This window comes from Micromonospora sp. DSM 45708, assembly GCF_039566955.1.
GTDB lineage: Bacteria > Actinomycetota > Actinomycetes > Mycobacteriales > Micromonosporaceae > Micromonospora.
In genome coordinates, this window is the sequence record NZ_CP154796.1 from 4,324,393 (window position 1) to 4,344,491 (window position 20,099).

At 73.1% G+C, this 20,099-nt stretch carries 16 protein-coding genes; 5 read left to right on the forward strand and 11 right to left on the reverse strand.

Translation table 11 applies throughout. The features are described 5' to 3' along the window. Positions 1-121 precede the first annotated feature (121 nt). Complete coding sequence (locus VKK44_RS18360) at positions 122-2,644, forward strand: Tex family protein (RefSeq protein ID WP_343442329.1); 2,523 nt, start codon at positions 122-124, stop codon at positions 2,642-2,644. Positions 2,645-2,798: 154 nt separating this feature from the next. After that, positions 2,799-3,233 (forward strand): hypothetical protein, encoded by a 435-nt coding sequence (locus VKK44_RS18365; RefSeq protein ID WP_343442330.1) that lies wholly within the window; start codon positions 2,799-2,801, stop codon positions 3,231-3,233. Here the strand turns inward: VKK44_RS18365 and VKK44_RS18370 are convergent. The 9 genes from VKK44_RS18370 to VKK44_RS18410 form a co-directional block, all read right to left on the reverse strand. Further along, positions 3,196-4,203 carry a DUF389 domain-containing protein gene (locus tag VKK44_RS18370; RefSeq protein ID WP_343442331.1) on the reverse strand — a complete coding sequence of 336 codons (1,008 nt, stop codon included), beginning with the start codon at positions 4,201-4,203 and terminating at the stop codon, positions 3,196-3,198. The two genes, VKK44_RS18365 and VKK44_RS18370, sit on opposite strands and share 38 nt — an antisense overlap. A 126-nt stretch (positions 4,204-4,329) precedes the next feature. Further along, positions 4,330-5,274 (reverse strand): NAD-dependent epimerase/dehydratase family protein, encoded by a 945-nt coding sequence (locus VKK44_RS18375; protein WP_343442332.1) that lies wholly within the window; start codon positions 5,272-5,274, stop codon positions 4,330-4,332. A gap of 17 nt (positions 5,275-5,291) precedes the next feature. Further along, positions 5,292-6,032, reverse strand: a complete 741-nt coding sequence (locus VKK44_RS18380) for a sugar transferase (protein WP_343442333.1) — start codon at positions 6,030-6,032, stop codon at positions 5,292-5,294. A 27-nt stretch (positions 6,033-6,059) separates the two neighbouring features. Further along, a complete protein-coding gene (locus VKK44_RS18385) occupies positions 6,060-7,358 on the reverse strand; it encodes a glycosyltransferase family 4 protein (RefSeq protein ID WP_343442334.1) in 1,299 nt (432 codons plus the stop codon). Beyond that, a complete protein-coding gene (locus VKK44_RS18390; protein ID WP_343442335.1) occupies positions 7,355-8,485 on the reverse strand; it encodes a polysaccharide biosynthesis C-terminal domain-containing protein in 1,131 nt (376 codons plus the stop codon). The genes VKK44_RS18385 and VKK44_RS18390 overlap by 4 nt, the downstream gene beginning before the upstream one ends. Next, complete coding sequence (locus VKK44_RS18395) at positions 8,482-9,522, reverse strand: polysaccharide biosynthesis protein (protein WP_343442336.1); 1,041 nt, start codon at positions 9,520-9,522, stop codon at positions 8,482-8,484. The genes VKK44_RS18390 and VKK44_RS18395 overlap by 4 nt, the downstream gene beginning before the upstream one ends. Before the next feature lie 173 nt (positions 9,523-9,695). Continuing rightward, a complete protein-coding gene (locus tag VKK44_RS18400) occupies positions 9,696-10,640 on the reverse strand; it encodes an NAD-dependent epimerase/dehydratase family protein (protein ID WP_343442337.1) in 945 nt (314 codons plus the stop codon). Positions 10,641-10,736: 96 nt separating this feature from the next. Beyond that, positions 10,737-12,227, reverse strand: a complete 1,491-nt coding sequence (locus VKK44_RS18405; protein WP_343442338.1) for a hypothetical protein — start codon at positions 12,225-12,227, stop codon at positions 10,737-10,739. A 212-nt stretch (positions 12,228-12,439) separates the two neighbouring features. After that, the gene (locus VKK44_RS18410) at positions 12,440-13,588 is read right to left on the reverse strand and encodes a glycosyltransferase (RefSeq protein ID WP_343442339.1); all 1,149 of its coding nucleotides are present in this window, start codon (positions 13,586-13,588) and stop codon (positions 12,440-12,442) included. A gap of 371 nt (positions 13,589-13,959) precedes the next feature. Between VKK44_RS18410 and VKK44_RS18415 the strand changes: the two genes are divergently transcribed. Together VKK44_RS18415 and VKK44_RS18420 are read left to right on the forward strand one after the other, a co-directional pair. Next, positions 13,960-15,165, forward strand: a complete 1,206-nt coding sequence (locus tag VKK44_RS18415; RefSeq protein WP_343442340.1) for a glycosyltransferase — start codon at positions 13,960-13,962, stop codon at positions 15,163-15,165. Continuing rightward, positions 15,162-16,568, forward strand: coding sequence for a lipopolysaccharide biosynthesis protein (locus VKK44_RS18420; protein WP_343442341.1), 1,407 nt, complete (start codon positions 15,162-15,164; stop codon positions 16,566-16,568). Before VKK44_RS18415 ends, VKK44_RS18420 begins: the two co-directional genes overlap by 4 nt. A gap of 8 nt (positions 16,569-16,576) precedes the next feature. On the opposite strand, the gene VKK44_RS18425 is transcribed toward VKK44_RS18420, so the two are convergent. Both VKK44_RS18425 and wecB read right to left on the reverse strand, forming a co-directional pair. Then, positions 16,577-17,440 carry an FkbM family methyltransferase gene (locus tag VKK44_RS18425; protein WP_343442342.1) on the reverse strand — a complete coding sequence of 288 codons (864 nt, stop codon included), beginning with the start codon at positions 17,438-17,440 and terminating at the stop codon, positions 16,577-16,579. A gap of 113 nt (positions 17,441-17,553) precedes the next feature. After that, positions 17,554-18,678 (reverse strand): non-hydrolyzing UDP-N-acetylglucosamine 2-epimerase, encoded by a 1,125-nt coding sequence (wecB, locus tag VKK44_RS18430; RefSeq protein WP_343442343.1) that lies wholly within the window; start codon positions 18,676-18,678, stop codon positions 17,554-17,556. Positions 18,679-18,868: 190 nt separating this feature from the next. On the opposite strand from wecB, the gene VKK44_RS18435 reads away from it, so the two are divergent. Then, a complete protein-coding gene (locus VKK44_RS18435; RefSeq protein ID WP_343442344.1) occupies positions 18,869-20,077 on the forward strand; it encodes a glycosyltransferase family 4 protein in 1,209 nt (402 codons plus the stop codon). Positions 20,078-20,099 lie beyond the last annotated feature (22 nt).

Sequence of the window (20,099 nt, forward strand, 5' to 3'; positions counted from 1 at the left end):
GTTGACAACCCAAGGGCGCTTTCATGATATTCGTCGGTTTTGCCACCGGGCGGCTGCGCGACCGTCGGCACCTGCGGGCAGAATGCACGACGAACTCATCGGGAAGAGGCGGAGCAAGATCGTGACCCAGTCTGTGCACCAGCGGATCGCCGAGGAACTCGGCGTCGCCGAGCGTCAGGTGCGGGCGGCCGTGGAGCTGCTCGACGGCGGCGCCACCGTGCCGTTCATCGCCCGTTACCGCAAGGAGGCCACCGGCACCCTCGACGACGCGCAGCTGCGCACGCTCGAAGAGCGGCTGCGCTACCTGCGGGAGCTGGACGAGCGGCGCGTCGCGGTGCTGGAGTCGATCCGCGGCCAGGGCAAGCTCGACGAGGCGCTGGAAGCCCAGATCATGGCGGCGGACTCGAAGTCCCGGCTGGAGGACATCTACCTGCCGTACAAGCCGAAGCGGCGGACCCGCGCCCAGATCGCCCGCGAGGCCGGGCTGGAGCCGCTCGCGGACACGCTCCTCGCCGACCCGGCGCAGGACCCGCGCGCCACCGCGGCCGGCTTCGTCGACGCCGAGCGGGGCGTGGCCGACGCCGCCGCCGCGCTGGACGGGGCGCGGGCCATCCTGATCGAGCGCTTCGCCGAGGACGCCGACCTGATCGGCACGCTCCGCGAGCAGATGTGGTCGCGGGGCCGACTGGTCTCCCGGGTACGCGAGGGCCAGGAGACCGCCGGCGCCAAGTTCGCCGACTACTTCGACTTCGCCGAGCCGTACCCGAAGCTGCCGTCGCACCGGATCCTCGCCATGCTCCGCGGCGAGAAGGAAGGCGTGCTGGAGCTGACCATGGCCCCGGAGGCCGAGGGCGACGCCGACGCGGTCCCCGGGCCCAGCCGCTACGAGGCCGCCGTGGCGGGCCGGTTCGGCGTCAGCGACCAGGGCCGGCCCGCCGACCGGTGGCTGGCCGACACGGTGCGCTGGGCCTGGCGTACCCGGATCCTCATCCACCTCGCCGCCGACCTGCGGACGCGGCTCTGGCAGGCGGCCGAGGAGGAGGCCGTCCGGGTCTTCGCCACCAACCTGCGTGACCTGCTGCTCGCCGCGCCCGCCGGCGCGCGGCCCACCATGGGTCTCGACCCGGGCCTGCGCACCGGCGTCAAGGTGGCGGTGGTCGACGCGACCGGCAAGGTGGTCGCCACCGACACGATCTACCCGCACGAGCCGCGCCGGCAGTGGGACGCGTCGCTGCACACGCTCGCCACGCTGGCCGCGACGCACGGCGTCGAACTGGTGGCGATCGGCAACGGCACCGCCAGCCGGGAGACCGACAAGCTGGCCGGTGACCTGATCAGGCAGCACCCCGAGCTGACACTGACCAAGGTGGTGGTCTCCGAGGCGGGCGCGTCGGTCTACTCCGCCTCCGCGTACGCCTCGCAGGAGCTGCCGGGGCTCGACGTGTCGCTGCGCGGGGCGGTCTCCATCGCCCGGCGTCTCCAGGACCCGCTCGCCGAACTCGTGAAGATCGACCCCCGCTCGATCGGCGTCGGGCAGTACCAGCACGACCTGTCCGAGGTGAAGCTGTCCCGCTCCCTGGACGCCGTCGTCGAGGACTGCGTCAACGCGGTCGGCGTGGACGTCAACACCGCCTCCGCGCCGCTGCTCACCCGGGTCTCCGGGATCGGCGCCGGGCTGGCGGAGAACATCGTGCTGCATCGGGACGCCAACGGGCCGTTCCGCACCCGGACCGAGCTGAAGAAGGTGGCCCGGCTCGGCCCGAAGGCGTTCGAGCAGTGCGCCGGCTTCCTGCGCATCCCGGGCGGCGACGACCCACTCGACTCGTCCAGCGTGCACCCCGAGTCGTACCCGGTGGTGCGCCGCATCCTCGCCTCCACCGGGCAGGACCTGCGCGCGCTGATCGGCAGGTCCGCGATCCTGCGCGGCCTGCGGGCGACCGACTTCGTGGACGACACGTTCGGCCTGCCCACCGTCACCGACATCCTGGCCGAGCTGGAGAAGCCCGGCCGCGACCCGCGTCCGGAGTTCCGCACCGCGACGTTCGTCGAGGGCGTCGAGAAGATCGGTGACCTGACGCCCGGCATGGTGCTGGAGGGTGTGGTCACCAACGTGGCCGCGTTCGGCGCGTTCGTCGACGTGGGCGTGCACCAGGACGGTCTGGTGCACGTCTCCGCCATGTCGCACACGTTCGTCAAGGACCCACGCGACGTGGTGAAGTCCGGCGACGTGGTCCGGGTGCGGGTGCTCGACGTGGACGTGCCGCGCAAGCGGATCTCGCTGACGCTGCGCCTGGACGACGAGGCGCCGGCCGGCCGCGAACGCCCGGCCGGCGGGGACGGGCGACGGGATCGCGACGGCCGGGGCGGTGCCGGCGGCGGTCGTCCGGGCGGTCAGGCCCGCGGCCAGGGCGGCGGCCAGGGCGGCGGCCAGAGCGGCGGCGGCCAGGGCGGTGGTCAGGGCGGCGGCGGCCAGCGCGGCGGCAACGGCAGCGGCGGGCGGGGCGGCGGTCAGGACCGCGGGCAGGCCGGTGGCCAGCGCGGGGACCGGGGCGGCTCGCAGCCGCGTCAGGGGCGCGGCGGGGGCGCCTCCGCGCCGGTCAACGACGCCATGGCGGAGGCGTTGCGCCGCGCCGGGCTGGCCTGACCGTCGCTGGTCGCGGCGCTGTCGGGCGGAGAGCACGAACGACTCAGCTCGACAGCGCCGCGAGGCGCGGTGGCGCCGCCCACCCCGGGCGGGCACGCCCACCCCGGCGGTCGTGGTGCGCGCGGGCACGCGGCGCGGGCGTACCCTCGCGGGCGTGGGTGTGGACGACGACGCGCAGTGGCGGGAGCGGCAGCGCCGGGCCGTGGCGGCCCACGCGGCGGCGGACGCCCGGGAACGCGCCGCGGAGCAGGCGGAGGCCGCGAAGCTGGTGGCCGCGTTCGCGGCCGAGGCGCTGCGGCGCGGGCTGGCGACCGACCGGTTGATCGTGACCGCCCACGACGGCCACGGTCGCTACCGCACCCGGATCACCGGCTGGTACGTGGACCGGGCGCGCAGCCGGGCGGTGGACACGGAAGGCCGTTTCTACCTGCTCAGCGTGCCGCCGAGCCTGCGGTCGCGGCTGTTCGGGGCCGAGCCGCCGCCGAGCGCGCCCCCGCTGGTGGTCGGCCGGGGTGGCCGGGACGGCGAGTCCGTTCCGCTGGCGACGCTGCTCAGCCGGCGTCTCGCGGCGGGCGACGACTGGCGGTGACCGGCGCCGGCCGGTCGGCCCGCTGCCGCGGCACCCCCCGCCCGGCCCGCCGCGCCACCCGCCGCCACCAGCACAACTGCACGACCAGCGTGAGCAGCCCGGCCAGCACGATGGCCGCCAGGTTGATCACCAGTTGGAGGGCGGAACCGGCCGCCTCGTGCCACACCCCGTAACCGGCCGCGACCGCCACGTTCGCGGCGGCCGGGACGGTGGTCACCGAGATCAGCACGCCGACGAGCGAGCCGGACTTCTTCGAGGTCAGCGACAGCATGCCGGCGACGCCGGCGAGCAGCCCGACCACCCAGGAGAGCGCGTCCGGCCGCCAGATGAAGTCGGTCAGCGGGCGCTCGTCGAGCAGCATGTCCCGGCTGACCAGGCCGGCCGCGGTGAGCGCCCAGGTGCTCAACACGGTGGCCACCATGGCGACGAGGAAGCCGACGGTCAGGGCCTGCACCGAACGGCCGACGACGCCGGGCTGGCGTCGCAGCAGCGCCACGCAGAGCGCGGCGAGCGGGCCGAACTCGGGGCCGACCACCATCGCGCCGACGATCAGGATGGGCTGGTCGAGCAGCACGCCGATGCCGGCGATCATGGTAGCCACGGTGATCAGGGCGAGGAAGGTGCCGGTGAGCACCGTCTGCTCGCCGGTCTTCGCCGCGATCTCGTCCCAGACCACCGCGTCCTCGCCGTGCCCGGGAGCCTCGTCGGCGGCCCGGTCGGCCGCCGCGGAGAGCGTCAGCTCCACGTCCTCGGCGGCGATCGCCCCGTGCGTCTCGACACCGAGGTCCCGGAGCCTGTGCAGCACCCCGTCGGCGCTCTCCCGGACCACGTCGCAGGTGACGTAGTCACCGGCCGGCTGGCGGGCGGCGCCGGGGATCACCACGAGATGCGTCACGCCGGGATCGGCGGCCAACAGGTCGACGACGGCCGACGACCGGTCGCCGGGCGCGATCACCCTCAGGTGCAGCACTGACCAACTCCTGGTCGCCGAGCGGGAAGACGGATCGCCGCACCCTACCCCGAGCCGGCGCCGGCAGGTCCGCGCGCCGGCCCGGGGCCGGTCGGACGATCGGCCCGGGGCCGGCGCTCGTCCCGGTCAGGGACCCGTGACCACGGGCGACGGCTTCGCGCCCGAGAACCCGACGGCCCGCCCGGCGGCGCGGCAGTCGGCCCACACCGAGGCGAGCGAGTCGGCGAGGTCGTACCTCGGTGACCAGCCGAGCACCCGCGCCGACCGGGCGAGGTCCGCGCACATCCACGGCACCGCCGCCGACCTGGCGGCACCCGGGACGAACCGGCCGGGGACCAGGTCGCCGGTGAAGCCGGCCAGGTCGGCAAGCAGGCGGACGACCTGCGCCGTCGGCACGCTGCGTCCGCTCCCGACGTTGCACACGCGGGCGTCGAGCCGCTCCGCACGCAGCGCGGCCCACACCGCGGCGGACACGTCACGCACGTCGACGAAGTCCCGATAGGTGTCGTGCAGCCCCAGCGCCACCTGCGTGTCCCCCCGCTCCAGCGCGGCGCGGACCGTAGCCGCGGCACGGCCGATCAGGTTGCCTGCCGGCATGCCCGGGCCGAGCGGGTTGAACACCCGTAGCACCACCGTGTCCAACCGGCCCTCGGCCGCCGCGAAGGCGCCGAGCCGCGTCGCCGTCAGGTGGCTCAACCCGTACCCGCCGACCGGCTCCGCCCGGTCGTCCTCGCGTACCGGGCGGCCGGGTTCGACCCGGCCGTACTCGGCGGCCGAGCCGACGCGGACCAGCCGGGCCTGCGGCGTCGCCGCCTCCATCGCCGCCACCAGTTTGGCTGTCACCACCGCGTGCGCCAGGAGGAACTCCTGGTCGGAGCCGACGATCCGGCCGGCCGCGTTGACCACCGCGTCGGGTTGCTCCCGGCGCAGCAGCGCCGTCACGGCCGCCTCGTCGGCGCCGACCAGGTCGAACTCCTGGCGGTCGGGGGCCCGTACGGTCGCCTCCGCCGCCAGTCGGGCACGGATGTGACGTCCCAGAAACCCGCTGGCGCCGAACAGCAGAATCCTCATCGCGGCTCCGGATCGAATCAGGGGTGGGCGGACCGGACCGCCGGCTCCGCGCCACCGCTCGCGGCCGTCACCGTTTCCCGGTCGACGGTGCCCTGCCACTCGTGCCAGGTGTCGGTGCCGGGAGCGGCGATGCCCTCGCGGCGCAGCACCACCCGCACCGTCTCGGCCAGGATCCGCAGGTCGAGCAGGAGGGAACGGCTGTCGACGTACGCGACGTCGTACCGGAACTTCTCCTCCCAGCCGAGCTGGTTGCGCCCGCGCACCTGGGCCAGCCCGGTCATGCCGGGGCGGACGTCGTGCCGGCGGGCCTGCTCCGGCGTGTAGCGGTCGAGGTAGCTGACCAGGTGGGGGCGCGGCCCGACCAGGCTCATCTCGCCCCGGACGACGTTCCACAGCTCGGGCAGCTCGTCCAGGCTGGTGGACCGCAGCCACCGCCCGACCGGCGTGAGCCGATCGGAGTCGGAGACCCGTCCGCGTGCGGGATCCACCGGGTGCATGGTGCGGAACTTGACCATGTCGAAGAGCCGGCCGTGCCGGCCGGGCCGGGTGTGCCGGAACAGGACCGGGCGGCCCATGGTGACCAGCACCACAAGCGCGACGCACATCATCACGGGGATGGCGAGCACGAGCACCACGAGGGCGCCGACCACGTCGATCAGCCGCTTCACATGGTCGTAGGGCCGGGTCGGCGCCACCACGGCGCGATGGCGACCGCCGGCGGGAACCAGCGGCTGGGCAAGGTCAAGACGAAGATCCATCAGACGGGGTCCTCGTGGAGAGTACGGTCAACGGTCTATCCCATTATGGGTGGGTAAGCCGACTGCGGTGTGCTTTATACCTTTTCTCGGTGCCGGTGGACGCCCCGGGCAGATCGCGGCGAACACGTCCTCGATCCGGTCCACCCCGACCCGCAGGGACATCTGGTCCAGGTACGCCTGGCGCGCACGCGCGCCGATCCGGGCCCGCTCCGCCGGCGGGATGTCGACGGCGTCCCGGAACCGGTCCGCCAGCGCCCGCCAGTCCTCGGCCGGACAGGTCAACCCCGCTCCCGCCGCCTCCACCAGGCGTGCCGCGTCCCCGTCGGCGGCGACGATGACCGGCACGCCGCACGCCATCGCGCCCTGCAACTTGGACGGCACGGTCCCCCGCAGCGCCGGCAGGCTCCGCAACGTGACCAGTTGGAAGTCCGCCGCCGCGTAGAGGTCGGCCATCTCGGCCGGCGGGCGCCGGCCGAGGAACCGGACGTTCGTCGCGCCCAGGGTGCGGCACAGCGCCCTGGCCCGCTCCTCGTCAGGCCCCGAGCCGACGATGACCAGGTCGATCAGCGGATCGACGGACGCGGCGGCGCGGACCGCGGTCTCGACACGCTGGAACGGGCCCAGGTTCCCGGCGTACATCACGATCGGCCGACCCCGGTGTCCCAGGGCGGCGCGACCCGCCGGGGTGGCCGGGACCGGCCGGAACAGCCGTTCGTCGGTCCAGTTCCACACCACCCGGACCCGGTCCGGGTCGGCGCCCCGTCCCACCACCAGGTCGGCCATCGACGGCGCGATGACGACGATGGCGGCGGCGGAACGGTAGAGCCGACGCATGACGCCGCTGAGCACCCGGTGCACGACCCGACCGCCGAGGCCACCGGGAGCCATCCCCGACGCGGTGACCGACTCCGGCCACATGTCCTGCACGTGCAGGAGGACCGGCGTACGACGCAGCAGGCGCAGCAGCGCCGGCCCGGCGAACGCGGTCGGCGGCGGGTGGTAGACGTAGACGGCGTCGACGTCGCGCAGGAATCTCCGTGCGGCGAGGGCGCTGGTCAACCCGAAGGACACGAACGTGGCGACGCGGCGCAGCACCGACGCGTCCCGGCTCGGGTAGAGCGGCACCCGTCGCACGGTGAGCCGCCCCTCGGTGCTCTCCTCCCGCCAGCGCTGTCGGAAGCCCTCGTAGATCCGACCGGACGGGTAGTTCGGAAAGCCGGTGAGCACCCGGACCTCGTGCCCCCGCGCGGCCAGCTCCGTCGCCAGCTCCCCGGCGATGAAGATCGGCTCTGGTGGATACCACTGCGAGACGACACCGATCCTCATGCCACCCCTGCCGCCGCCCGGCCCGGCCGGTCCACCGCCTCGGCCCACGTGTCCGGCCGCGCCGGATCGAACAGCTCGTTGGTCCAGAAGAGCGTCACCAGCTCCTCGCTGCCCACGTTGACGATGTTGTGCGCCCACATGGTGGGCATGTCGACGAACGCCGGTTCGCTCCCGTCGACGGCGAACCGGACCGTCCCGGTGCCGTCCACACGGCGAAGGTTGATCTGCGCCCGCCCCCGCAGCACCACGAACCGTTCCACCTTGGCGAGATGGAAGTGCTGCCCCCGGATCACGCCGGGTCGGCTCGTCGAACTGAACGTCTGCCCGCCTCCACCGTGTGCCTTGACGGCCTCCACCAGGTCGCCCCGGGCGTCCCGGTGACGCGGCAGGGGCACCGGCCCCCGTTCCGGAAACCGGTGCGACCGGTAGGTGTTGAACAACCGGACGTCATGGCGGTCCCGCAACGGCGGGATCTCGCCGCCCGCGTAGACGCCGGCGAACATCGCCAGGCGGTCGCGGAGCAGCGCGACCCGGGTACGCAGCGCGGGCATGGCCGGGTCCCAGGGACCCTGAAGAGTGGTGCCGGTGAGGTGGGCCGCGGCGTCCAGCACGTGCACGAGGTCGAGTTCCCGGTCCTCCCGCACCTCCGGTTCGGCACCGTCGGCGAGCAGTCGGCAGAACGTCGCGACGACCGAGTTGTAGAACGGCCGCCCGTGCTCGCCGTAGAGGTTCGGCAGGCGCACGTCCACGAACTCGTGGTCGCCGCCGGCCGCTGTCGCGAGCAACTCCGCCGCGGCGGCCTTGGCGGACCCGTAGACGGTGCCGTTTCCCGCCTGCACCGAGTTCGCGTACACCACCCGGCGCGGGGGTTCGCCGCACCGGCGGAGGCCCTCCGCCAGCGACCGGGCCGGCTCGACGTTGCCGGCCACGACGTCGTCGGCGTCCCCCCGGTTGACGCCGGCGAGGTGCAGCACCACGTCGGCGCCCTTGACGGCCGCCGCGACGGCCGCCGGGTCGACCAGGTCGGCACGGGTCACCGTCGCCGGACGCGGCCAGCCCAGCGCCCGGGCGAGGACGCGGACGTGCCACCCCAGAAAGCCGTCGGCACCGGTGATCGCCAGCCTCACGGCACGCTCAACAGGTCACGGGCGGCCAGCTCGGCGCGGATCTCGGGCAGCGTGGTCAACAGCGTGACGATCTCCGGGACCCCCAGCCGGGGCGCGTTGGTCGAGTTGAAGTCCTGCATGCCGGCGAGCCCGGGTTCGCCCTGCGAGACGTAGAGGGAGTAGTTGAGATCCCGGACGTCCACCGGCACCCGGAAGAAGTCGCCGAAGTCGTCGGCCTTCGCGAGTTCCTCCCGGGTGGCCAGCGTCTCGCTGAGCTTCTCACCGTGCCGCACGCCGATCAGATCCAGCTTCGGCGGCGCGTCGAAGAGTTGACACAGGGCGGCGGCGAGGTCCCCCACGGTGCAGGCCACGCCTTTGCGGATGAAGATGTCGCCGGGCCGGGCGTGGGTGAAGGCGTGCTCGACCAGCGAGACGGAGTCGTCGAGCGACATGAGGAACCGGGTCATGGTCGGATCGGTCACCGTCGGCGCGCGCCCGGCCTTGAGTTGACTGACGAACAGCGGGATGACCGAGCCCCGTGAGTACATGACGTTGCCGTAGCGCACACACGAGACGGTGGTCCGGCTCCGGGGGTTGTTGCGAGCGTGGGCCTGCGCCACCTTTTCCATCAGCGCCTTGCTCATGCCCATGGCGTTGACGGGGTAGACCGCCTTGTCGGTGCTGAGCAGCACGACCGATCCGACGCCGTTGCGGTCGGCGGCAGCCACCACGTTGTGGCTGCCGAGCACGTTGGTGCGGATCGCCTCCAGCGGGAAGAACTCGCACGACGGCACCTGCTTGAGCGCCGCCGCGTGGAAGACGAAGTCGACGTCGCGACTGGCCTCCAGCACCGCGTCGTAGTCGCGGACGTCGCCCACGTGGTAGCGGACCCGCGGGTCACCGATGCAACTGCGCATGGCGTCCTGTTTGGCCTCGTCCCGGCTGAACACCCGGACCTCGCCGACGTCGAGCTCCAGGAGCCGATGGAGCATCTTCTGGCCGAAGGAGCCGGTGCCGCCCGTGATGAGCACCCGCCGCCCGACAGGTACAAGAGTCATCGTTTCCCCCGCTCCTCACCGGTGACGTACGACAGGTGAGGGCCTCGTCGGTTGACTGCCGTCTGCGTCATTCCGGACTTCTCCGTCGAATTCTCACTAGTCAACGACTCACCGGACCACGCGTCACGCCGACCGGGCGCCCCAGCCGGGAATCAGCCGACCCGCACAGGTCGTCAACACCGGACGGAGACCCGGTCCGACATCCAGTCCACGGTGGACTCCAGCCCGGCTCGAAGCGGATGCCGGCCGACGGTCGGGAACAGCTCGCGCAGCCGGGACGCGTCGGCCTGCGAGTCGCGGACGTCCCCGGCGCGCGGCGGCTCGTGGACGACGGACAGCCCACGGCCCACCACGGACTCCAACTCGGCGATCAGCTCCAGCAGCGAGACGCGCGCCCCGAAGGCCAGGTTGACGACGTCCGGTGACGACACCCGACGCATCACCGCGTCCACGATCACCGCCGTCACGCTCCCCACGTAGGTGAAGTCGCGGGTCTGTCCGCCGTCGCCGTGCACCCGCAGCGGCTCCCCGCTCAGGGCCGCCGAGACGAACCTGGGCACCACCGCCGCGTAGGCGTGGTTCGCCGCCTGACGGGGGCCGAAGACGTTGAAGAAGCGGAACGCCAGGACCGCGACGTCGTAGCAGGCCGCGTACGCGAGTGCGTACGCCTCGGTGGCCAGCTTCGACACCGCGTACGGGCTCACCGGCATGGGTCGCAGCTCCTCTCGGCGCGGCAGCACCGGGTTCGCTCCGTAGACCGACGACGACGAGGCCACGACCACGTGCGGGACCCGATGCCGCCGGACGGCCTCCAGGACCATCAGCGTGCCGGTGGCGTTCGCGTGGTGGCTGCCCATCGGCCGGTCGATCGAACGCGGCACGGACCCGAGCGCGCCGAGATGCACCACGCTGGCGGCGCCGGCGACGGCCTCGTCCAGCACGTCCGCGTCGAGGACGCTCCCCCGCACCAGTCGGACCGGTTGGTCGAGCAGATTTTCCACGTACCCGGTGGAGAGGTCGTCCACCGCGACGATCTCGCCGGTCCGGGGATGTGCCGCCAACGCCCGTACCAGATTGGAACCGATGAACCCGGCTCCCCCGGTCACCACGACCTTCACGCTGATCTCCGTTCCCCCGCCTCACAACGGCATCCGGCGCGCCGCTCCCACGAGGTCAACGAGTCACCCGGGGGTGCGGTGCGCGGCCGGCCCGGCTCACACGGCCAGCCGACGCGGGACGGCGGCGTGCGGCGGGCCCGGTTCCGGCACGGTGTCGCTCCTGCGCACCGACATGGACAGCAACAGCACGAGCCCGATCGGCCCCAGGCGTTGCAGCAGGAGATAGGTGATGTTGTCACAGTCGCTGCTCAGCCAGAGCATGGTGGCGATGCCCAACGGTGGCGCCAGCAGCGCCGCCGGCAGACGATCACCCCGCAGCCCGCGCAGGTGCAGCCGGCGGACCCCCCGCACGGCGAACGCGAACGGGATGAACACCAGCGGCACCGCGGGCGGACCGAAGTTCAGAATGGCCTCACCGGGCAGGCCGTAGACGTTGGACGCCCACTGCCGGTCCTCGAACGAGTACACCCCCTGGCCCTGGAGCAGCTCGGTCCCGTAGTACATCTTCGGCAACGGCCGGTCCGGCACGATCCAGTCGGGCACCGGCAACAGCAGACCGGCCGCGTACGTCCCGCCCCACGCCAGCTCGCCCACCCCCTCCAGCCGGCGTTCCAGCAGGATGGCCTGCACGTCCGCCCGACCGAAGTCGCCGAGCAACATCGCCGGCGCGTCGCGCCCGGTCTCCTGGGACATCTCCGCGACGGACTTCTTGCCCTTGAAGATGTCGAGCACCTGCGGGCCGGCGTTCTTGTACATCCCGTAGACGAACATGAAGATCACGAAGACCACCGCCGCGCAGGCCATGACGCGTCGGGAGATCCGCTGGACGAGGAAGTGCACAAGCATCAGGCCCATCACCACCGGCCACAGCGTGTTGCTCCGACTGCCCCGCAGCCCGCCCACGAAGAACTGGACGAGCGCCAGCGCGAGCAGCAGCGCCACGATCAGGCCGGGTCGGCCGACGAGTTCCCGCCTCCACCGGACCACCACCAGCGTGAAGATCATAGAGGGGAACGACTCGCCGACGGTCAACAGTCCGTTGTGCCCGAGCAGCAGGTCGCGATTGACCGTCATGGTGTCGACGAAGCCGGACAGGCCCCCGAACTTGGCCAGCTCGGCGATGAACGCGCCCACCCCCACCAGGGCCATGAGCACACCGAACCGGTAGAAGCGCCGTTCGTCGAAACGGACCCGCCAGAGCTCGCCGGCCGGGCCGCGCGCCACCCGGCGGCGGGCCCGCCGGCTGCTCGTCAACCAGCGGTACGCGACGAGGCCGACCAGGTTGAGTGTCGCCATAAGGCCGAAGGCGTGTCGCCAGTCGTCCGGCGCGATGACGCGCTTGGGCCACCAGTCGAACATCACGTGCAGCAGGGGGGCGAGGTAGAACAGGTGGACGCCGATCAGGCCGATCAACGCCTGCGGGTCGAAGAGGTCCAGCCGCCGACGCAGCCAGTCCACGACGTCGATCCCGAGGATCGCTCCGCACATGGCGGCGGGAATGACGAACCAGTGCATCAGCCGCGGGTCGAGCAGCACGAGGCAGATGGTGGTCACGAGCACCACCGAGAATGACAGGGCCCAACTCACCGCGTCGTCCTGCACGGGGTCCGTACGAACGCTCCGCGCGGTTTCCCGACGGCCCGCGAGGACCGCACTCTCACCGGCGACAGACATGAAAGAATCCCCTGAATTATCGGCGGTGCCGGCGTCACCCGTCGTCCGCGAAACGGCTGTCTGGTGTCGAGCGGACGGCATGACGTCGAATTCAGGTGCTGGCCCGCCTGGACGATCAGTTCACTTTAGATGCCCCACAGTGCCCGCCATTGCGGTATCGCCGTTTCCAACAGGAACGGAGAATCGCGCAGCACCCGCCCCATCCGCGCCCGGGTGGCCGCGTCCGAGGCCGCCGCGTCCAACGCGCGTTCGGCCCACCGACGGGTGCCGGCGGCCAGCGGCACCGTCTCCACGCCGAGGAGCCGGTCGGCCGCCTCGCGCAGGCTCGGCAGGTCGCTGCCGAGCACCGGCACCCCGGCGGCCAGGGCCTCCAGCAGCGCTCCCGGCAGGCCTTCCCGCAGCGACGGCAGCAGCAGCACGTCCGCGGCGGCCAGGATCGAACCGACCTCGTCCAGTTCACCGGCGAAGACGATCGTCGGGTCGCCCGCCACGCCGGGATGCACCGCGGTGATGTCGGCGACCCCACCGGGTCCGGCCACGAGCAGCCGGGCGTCCGGTCGCATCCGACGGACCTCCCGGTGGACGTCGACCAGGAACGGACGGTTCTTCTCCGGAGCGGCACGACCGAGATACCCGAGCACCGGAACGTCGTCGGGAAGGCCCCAGTGGCGGCGGGCCGACACGCGGTCCCAGCCGGCGACCCGGGCCACGTCGACGGCGTGCGGCAGCACCCGGTAGCGCGGATCGTGGCCGGGCGGGTCGGCGAACCGCAGCGCCGCCGCACTGACGCCGACCACCTCCGTCGCCACCGACCTGATCAGGCGACGGAGGGTGCGGCGTAACAGCCGGTGCCGCCACGAATCCGGCCGGTTGTCCGCCTCGCTGGTGAGCCGGACCACCCGGCGCCGCACACCCAGTGTGCGGGCCACCAGGAGCACCAGCCCGCTGATCAGCTCGACGTGCGAGACCACCACGTCCGGGTCGAGCGCACGCAGGGTGCGCCACAGCCGCGGCGCGAACGTCCGGACCGGGTGCAGCGGGCACTGCACCACCTCCGCCCCGGCCGCGCGGAACCGGGAGGCGAGGCTCCCTTCCCGGCCGCCGACCGTCACGAAGACGTGGCGCACCTCGCTCGGCGGCACCGCGCGGCACAGGTCCAGACAGGCCGTTTCCGCCCCACCGCGGTCGAGCGTGCCGATGACGTTCGCCACCAGGGGCGACCGTCGCCGGTCCGGTCGGGTCGGCGCGCGCAGGCTGGCCGTACGAGCGGTCATCGGGTGGGTGTCCCTGTCGGTGTGTGGTGATGGAGAAGATCCCTCTTCACGGCCGCGACCGGGTCCGCGACCCGGGCCCGGGACCGGCGTGCCAGCAGGGACAACGAGCCGCCCTCGGACAGGTCACGGATCGGGGTCGTCCCCCGGCCCTGCGGCGCGGGTGCGCGGCGGTGCGGGCGCGGCCGGCGCAATTCTGGTACAACGCTTGTCCGGGCCGGTTCACGCCACGTCGGCGAGCATCCGAAGAGATGAAATCAATTCCGGCAGTAAATGCGCGTGGCGGCGGCCGGCCGTGATGACAATGACGATTCCGGATCGCGTCCGGAAATGGTGCGCGATGATGGGTCTGGTCCGACCGAACGGAGACGACGATGCGCGTGGTGGTGGCGGTGGAAAGTCGCTACGACCGGACCCCGGACGGCGCGATGTGGACGGTGACCGATCCCGCTCATCACTACTTCACGCGCTATCTGGGGGTGTTCGACGACGTTCGGGTGCTGGCCCGGGTCCGGGACGTCCCGGCCGTGCCGGCGGGCGCCCACCGGGTCGACGGGCCCGGGGTGCGGGTGTGGCCGGTGCCGCACTACCTGGGGCCGGCGCAGTACCTGCGGCAGCGGGCCGGCATCGGTCGAGCGGTGGAGAACGCGGCGGGCCCCCGGGACGCGGTGATCCTCCAGGCGCCCACGCCGGTCGGTTACCTCCTGGCCGCCACCCGCGTACGGAACGGGCATCCGTACGGCGTCCAGGTGTGCGCCGACCCGTACGACATCTTCGCCCCCGGGGCGGTGCAGCATCCGCTGCGACCGGCGCTGCGCCGGTGGGCCACCGCGACGCTCCGGCGCCGCTGCCAGGGCGCCGCGGCCGTCGCCTACGTCACCGAGCACGCGTTGCAGCAGCGCTACCCGGCACCGGCCGCGACGCCCACGTTCCACTTCTCCAACGTGGACCTGCCGCCGGAGGCGTACCGACCACACCCGGCCCCACCGCGCGCCGCCCCGCACCGACTGGTCTCCCTCGGATCCCTGGAGCAGCGCTACAAGGGCATCGACACCCTGTTGCACGCCATCGCCCGGGCCGACCACGGGCTCCCCGACCGACGCCTGCACCTGACCCACATCGGCGACGGCCGCCAACGCCCCCACCTGCGGCACCTCGCCGAGCGGCTCGGCATCGCCGAGCAGGTCACGTTCGCCGGCGTCCTGCCCGCCGGCGAGGCCATCCGCCGTCGCCTGCACGCCGCGGACCTGTTCGTCATGCCCTCCCGCACCGAAGGTCTCCCCAAGGCCCTCATCGAAGCCATGGCCTGCGGCCTGCCCGCCGTCGGCACCACCGTCGGCGGCATTCCCGAACTCCTGCCCCCCGGGCATCTCGTCCCGCCGGACGACCCCGACGCGCTCGCCCACGCCATCGCCACGCTTCTCACCGACCGCCACCGCCTCGCCACCGCGGCCGTCACCAACCTGGCGCGCGCCCACGACTACTCCGCCGCCGCACTCACCGCCCGCCGCCACGCCTTCTACCACACCGTCCAGGACGCGACCCGCGGCCGGACGTCGGCCGGGACACTCACCCGATGACGCTGCGCACCCGGCCCGACACGCCCGCGGAGGGGACGGCCGCAACTCCGGACCGCCCGATGGCGCGACTGCGTGCCGTCCTGCGTCGGGGCCACGGCAGCGGGTACCGGGCGACCGTCGTGAGCCTCACCGGTTCCAGCCTGGTCAGAACCGCCAGCTTCGCGCTCACCGGCGTGTTGGCGAGCCGGCTGCTCGGGCCCCACGACCGGGGCCTGATGGTGCTCGGCACCACGACCGCCAGCCTGGCCGGGTTGCTCGGCGGCCTGGGCACCGGCTCCGCGCTGCGGGCCCGGCTGCCGGCCACGCCCACGGGATGGCCCCGGCGGCGGCTCCTGTCCTCGTACAGCTGGTGCTCGCTGGCGGCCACCGCGCTGTCCGCGCTGATCGCGGTCCTGGCGTCACTGGCGTGCGCGCTCCTCATCGACCGGAACCTGGCCGCACCCTCGTTCCTCGTCGCCCTCGTCGTGGTGACCGTCGCCTACACGGCGATGACCCAGTTCCCGGACGTGTGGTACGCCGTCGGGGAGTTCCACGCCGGCAGTGGTTGGGCGGCGGGGATGGCGACCGGCGGACTGGCCACCATGCTGGCCGCCGCCGCGGTGGACCGCCGGGCCTGGGTGCTGCTGCTCGCGCAGGGGGCCGGCATGTCGCTGGTCGCCCTCGCGCAGACGGTGTGGCTCCGGCGGGCCGGCCTGCTGCCGTGGCTCCGGCCCGGCCGGGCCGAGCTGGCCACGCTCGTCCGCTCCGGTGTCCGCGCGCTCGCCCTGACCCTGGGTCTGACGCTCGCCCTGCGCACCGACCGGTACATCCTGGGCGCGTTCGCCGGCGTGCAGACGGTCGGCGTCTACTCGGTCGCGGTCACCCTCAGCGAGACGCCACGGCTCATCCCCGCCTCGCTCGGGCAGATCGTCTACCGGGAGGTGGCCCTCGGCGACGGCCTGCACCAGGCCGGCCGGGTGCGCCGGCTGGCGCTCCTCTGTTCGGTCGTCAGCGGCGGCCTGTTGGCGGCGGCCGGCTGGCTGCTGGTCGTGCCGGTCTTCGGGGCGGAGTTCGCCGACGCACGTGAGCTGCTGCTGATCCTGATCATCGCGGAGGTCTGCCTGGCCCCGTTCGAGGTGGCCAACCGGGGCCTGCTCGGCGGCGGCTGGATGAACCACGCCGGCCTGCTCGGCGCCGGGGGCAGCGCCCTGGCCGTCGTCCTCTACGTCGTGGCCATTCCGCAGTGGGGCGCGGCGGGGGCGGCGGGGGCCAGCGTGCTGCTGTACGCGGTCCTCTCCGCGACCTCGTGGTCGCTGTTCCGCCGACGGCTGGCCAGCCGTCGGGCGGCGACGGAGGCGGGGGGCGGGACCGGTCGTCACCGCCCGGAGCGGGTGGGTGGCGCCGCGCGCGCCACCCACCCCTGACCGTGCCCTCAGACGGAGGCGCTGACCATGCCCGACCCCGTGCCGGCGGCCGAGCCGCCCGGCCGGGAGGCGTAGACGTAGTACCGCACCCACGGCCTCGGATCGTCCTGCCGGGTACGGAGCTGGTAACCGGCGTCGCGCAGCAACGTGGTGACGGTGTCGAACGTCCGCTGCCAGGACTGGTCCGGCCCGGTGGCCAGGAAGTCGTGACAGGAGACGACGAGGTTGTCGACCATCGACAGATGCGGGCGGAACGCGGTGAGCACCTCCGCCTCGGCACCCTCGATGTTCATCTTCAACAGGTCGACCCGGTCGACGCCGAGCGAGCCGAGCACGTCGAGGAGGGTGCGTCCCCGCACCGCGACACCGCCGGACTCGGCGCTGGTCAGGCTGTTGGCCAGGTGCAGCTGCGTGTCGTCCTCGAGGTGGACGGTCCCCGGGGTGCCCACCACCGCGCACTCCACCGGAGTGACGTTGCGCAGGCCGTTCAGCTCCACCATGCGGCGCAGGCAGGCGAACGTGCCGGGGTGGGCCTCGACGCAGACGACCCGGCCCTCGGGACCGACCAGCCGGGAGAAGACCCGGGCCTCGCCGCCGATGCCGGCGCCGATGTCGACCACCGTGTCGCCCGGTCGGGGCCGGTAGCCGTGCAGGAAGATCTCCTCGGCGGCGTCGTCCTGGGCCCCGGCGGAGGGACCGCCGATCGTCCGGTTGACGACCAGCCCGTCACGGTACCGATGGACCCAGTGGTCGCCCTCGTGGCGGACCAGGCACAGCGAACGGTCCCGGACCGTCACGTACGCGCTGGCCAGAACGCTTCCCAGCCGCGGATCGAGCCGGGTGTTGACGACGCCCCGCAGACGGCTTCTCATCGGTCGGTTCATCTTGGACGGAACTCTCTCTCGGGTTGATCGGAACTCGGCCGTCGTCGACGCGACCGACAGAAGACCAACGATCCGGACAAGTCCCCAGATACGCGGCGGGCTCAGCGTCGGATGCCGGCCCAGTCGTGGTGGCGTCGCACCGTCGAGAGGATGAAGTCCACGACCCGCCGTGAGGTGTCCCGCACCTGGTAGTCGACCGGGCAGGGCACCCCCGCCGCGGTCACCTGGGCGGTGACCACCTCCACCGCCTCGACCACCGACGGGGCGTCCAGGCCCGTCATCACGATGCCACCGGCGTCGAGCGCCTCCGGTCGTTCGATCGACTCGCGCAACGTCACGGCCGGAAAGCCGAGGATCGCGGACTCCTCGCTGATCGTGCCGCTGTCGGACAGCGTGCAGCGGGCCTCGCGTTGCAGCCGGACGTAGTCGAACAGGCCGAACGGCTCGTGGAAGGCGATCCCCTCCAGGGTGCTCGGGGCCGGTGACAGCGACTCCAGCCGCTTGCGGGTGCGGGGATGGGTCGAGACCAGCACCGGCAGCCGCCACCGGTCCCGGACCGCGCGCAGGCAGTCCAGCAGCCGGGCGAGCCGCTCCGGGCGGTCGACGTTCTCCTCCCGGTGCGCGCTGACGAGGAAGTATCCGCCGGCGGTCAGCTCCATCCGACCGAGGACGGCGGACCGCTCGATGTCCGGGCGGTAGTGCTCCAGCACCTCCCGCATCGGCGACCCGGTGTGCAGGATCCGCCGCGGGTGCAGCCCTTCGGCGAGCAGGTTGCGCCGGGCGTGCTCGGTGTAGACCAGGTTGAAGTCCGCGACGTGGTCCACCACCCGCCGGTTGGTCTCCTCGGGGACGTTGAGGTCGAAGCAGCGGTTGCCCGCCTCCATGTGGTAGACCGGGACGCCCATCCGCCGGGCCATCAGCGCGGCGATGCAGCTGTTGGTGTCGCCCAGCACCAGCAGCGCGTCCGGTCGGACCTCGCGGATGACCTCCTCGGTGCCGGTCAGCACCCCACCGAGCACGCGGCCCAGCGAGGACGTGTCCACCCCGAGGTAGCGGTCGGGCTGGCGCAGCCGCAGCTCGGTGAAGAAGATCTCCGACAGCGTCAGGTCCCAGTTCTGGCCGGTGTGCACGAGCACGTGCTCCACGGTCCGGTCCAGTCGGTCGAGCACCCGGGACAACCGGATGATCTCGGGGCGGGTGCCCACCACGGTCATCACGCGCGTCATGCTTCGTCCCCCGTCACGGCCCGGCGGCCTGCCACGGTCCAACGAGCCCACCGCCGGACGGGTTACTCCGGCTCGCGTTCGCGGGGCGCTCGCAACCCGTACCCCGACCGATTCGTTCACAGGGCGAGCACGCCGGACTCCCCGGAACCGGGGAGGTGCCGGGTCGACCGGGCGGCACGGGGGGAATCTGGTGCGGGTCATCGTGACGATGGAGGCGCGTCTGCTGCGCACCCCGGACGGCCGGGTCTGGACGCGGGGCGGTCCCGACCACACCACCTGGTCGCGCTACCTGTCGGTCTTCGACGAGGTCCGCATCGTCGCCCGGGTCCAGCCCACCGACGGGAAGCCGGTCGGCGCGAGCGCCGTGGACGGGCCCGGGGTGCACGTGTGGGCCGTGCCGTACTACGTCGGCCCGGGGCAGTACGTGTCCCGGCGGACGGAGGTCAGACGCGCCGTCGGCGCCGCGATCGGGCCGCACGACGCCTGCATCCTGCGCGTGCCGTCCCAGATCGGCACGCTCATGGCGCAGGAGCTGCGTCGACGCCGGCAGCCGTACGCGCTGGAGGTCATCGGCGACCCGTGGGAGGTGTTCGCGCCGGGCGTCGTCCGTCACCCGCTCCGGCCCTTCTTCCGCCGCCGGTTCGCCCGTCAGCTGGCCGGGCAGTGCCGGCACGCCGCGGCGGTGTCGTACGTGACGGCGCGGTCGCTCCAGGCCCGCTACCCCGCCGGCCCGACGACCGTGTCGATGTCCTGTTCCGACGTCGACCTGCCGGCCGAGGCGTTCGTCGCCGGGCCGCGGCCCGCCGCCGCCGACCTCACGCGGACGTGTCGGCTCGTCTCGGTCGGCTCCCTGGACCAGCTCTACAAGGGTGTGGACGTCCTCGTCGACGCCCTCGCCGTGCTCGCCGACCGGTCCGTCGACGTGCATCTGCGGCACGTGGGGGACGGACGGTTCCGGTCCCGGCTGGAGGAGCGGGCCGCCCGGTGCGGGGCACGGCAGCGGGTGACGTTCGTCGGCACGCTGCCCCCCGGGGACGCGGTGCGCGCGGAGTTCGATCGCGCCGACCTGCTCGTGATGCCGTCGCGTACCGAAGGGATGCCCCGTGCCCTCGTCGAGGGCATGGCCCGGGGCCTGCCGGCGATCGGGTCGGCCGTCGGCGGCATTCCGGAGGTCCTGCCCGCCGCCGACCTGGTGCCTCCGGGCGACCCCACCACGCTCGCCGACGCGATCCAGCGGATGGTCACCGCGCCGGACCGGATGGCCGCGGCGTCCGCCCGGAACCTGGAAACCGCGCGGACGTTCGCCGCGGAGCGCCTGGCGGCCCGGCGCGACCGGTTCTACACCCTGGTCCGCGATGCCCGACGTCGACCCGACGAGGCGCGGATGGAACGCCTGTGACGGTGCTCCGGCCGGGCGGGTC

Excerpts from the sequence above, each read along its gene's own strand:
- VKK44_RS18375 (WP_343442332.1), bottom strand. The coding sequence starts at position 5,274 with ATGAGGATTCTGCTGTTCGGCGCCAGCGGGTTTCTGGGACGTCACATC.
- VKK44_RS18380 (WP_343442333.1), bottom strand. The coding sequence starts at position 6,032 with ATGGATCTTCGTCTTGACCTTGCCCAGCCGCTGGTTCCCGCCGGCGGT.
- VKK44_RS18385 (WP_343442334.1), bottom strand. The coding sequence starts at position 7,358 with ATGAGGATCGGTGTCGTCTCGCAGTGGTATCCACCAGAGCCGATCTTC.
- VKK44_RS18395 (WP_343442336.1), bottom strand. The coding sequence starts at position 9,522 with ATGACTCTTGTACCTGTCGGGCGGCGGGTGCTCATCACGGGCGGCACC.
- VKK44_RS18410 (WP_343442339.1), bottom strand. The coding sequence starts at position 13,588 with ATGACCGCTCGTACGGCCAGCCTGCGCGCGCCGACCCGACCGGACCGG.
- VKK44_RS18415 (WP_343442340.1), top strand. The coding sequence starts at position 13,960 with ATGCGCGTGGTGGTGGCGGTGGAAAGTCGCTACGACCGGACCCCGGAC.
- VKK44_RS18420 (WP_343442341.1), top strand. The coding sequence starts at position 15,162 with ATGACGCTGCGCACCCGGCCCGACACGCCCGCGGAGGGGACGGCCGCA.
- VKK44_RS18425 (WP_343442342.1), bottom strand. The coding sequence starts at position 17,440 with ATGAGAAGCCGTCTGCGGGGCGTCGTCAACACCCGGCTCGATCCGCGG.
- wecB (WP_343442343.1), bottom strand. The coding sequence starts at position 18,678 with ATGACGCGCGTGATGACCGTGGTGGGCACCCGCCCCGAGATCATCCGG.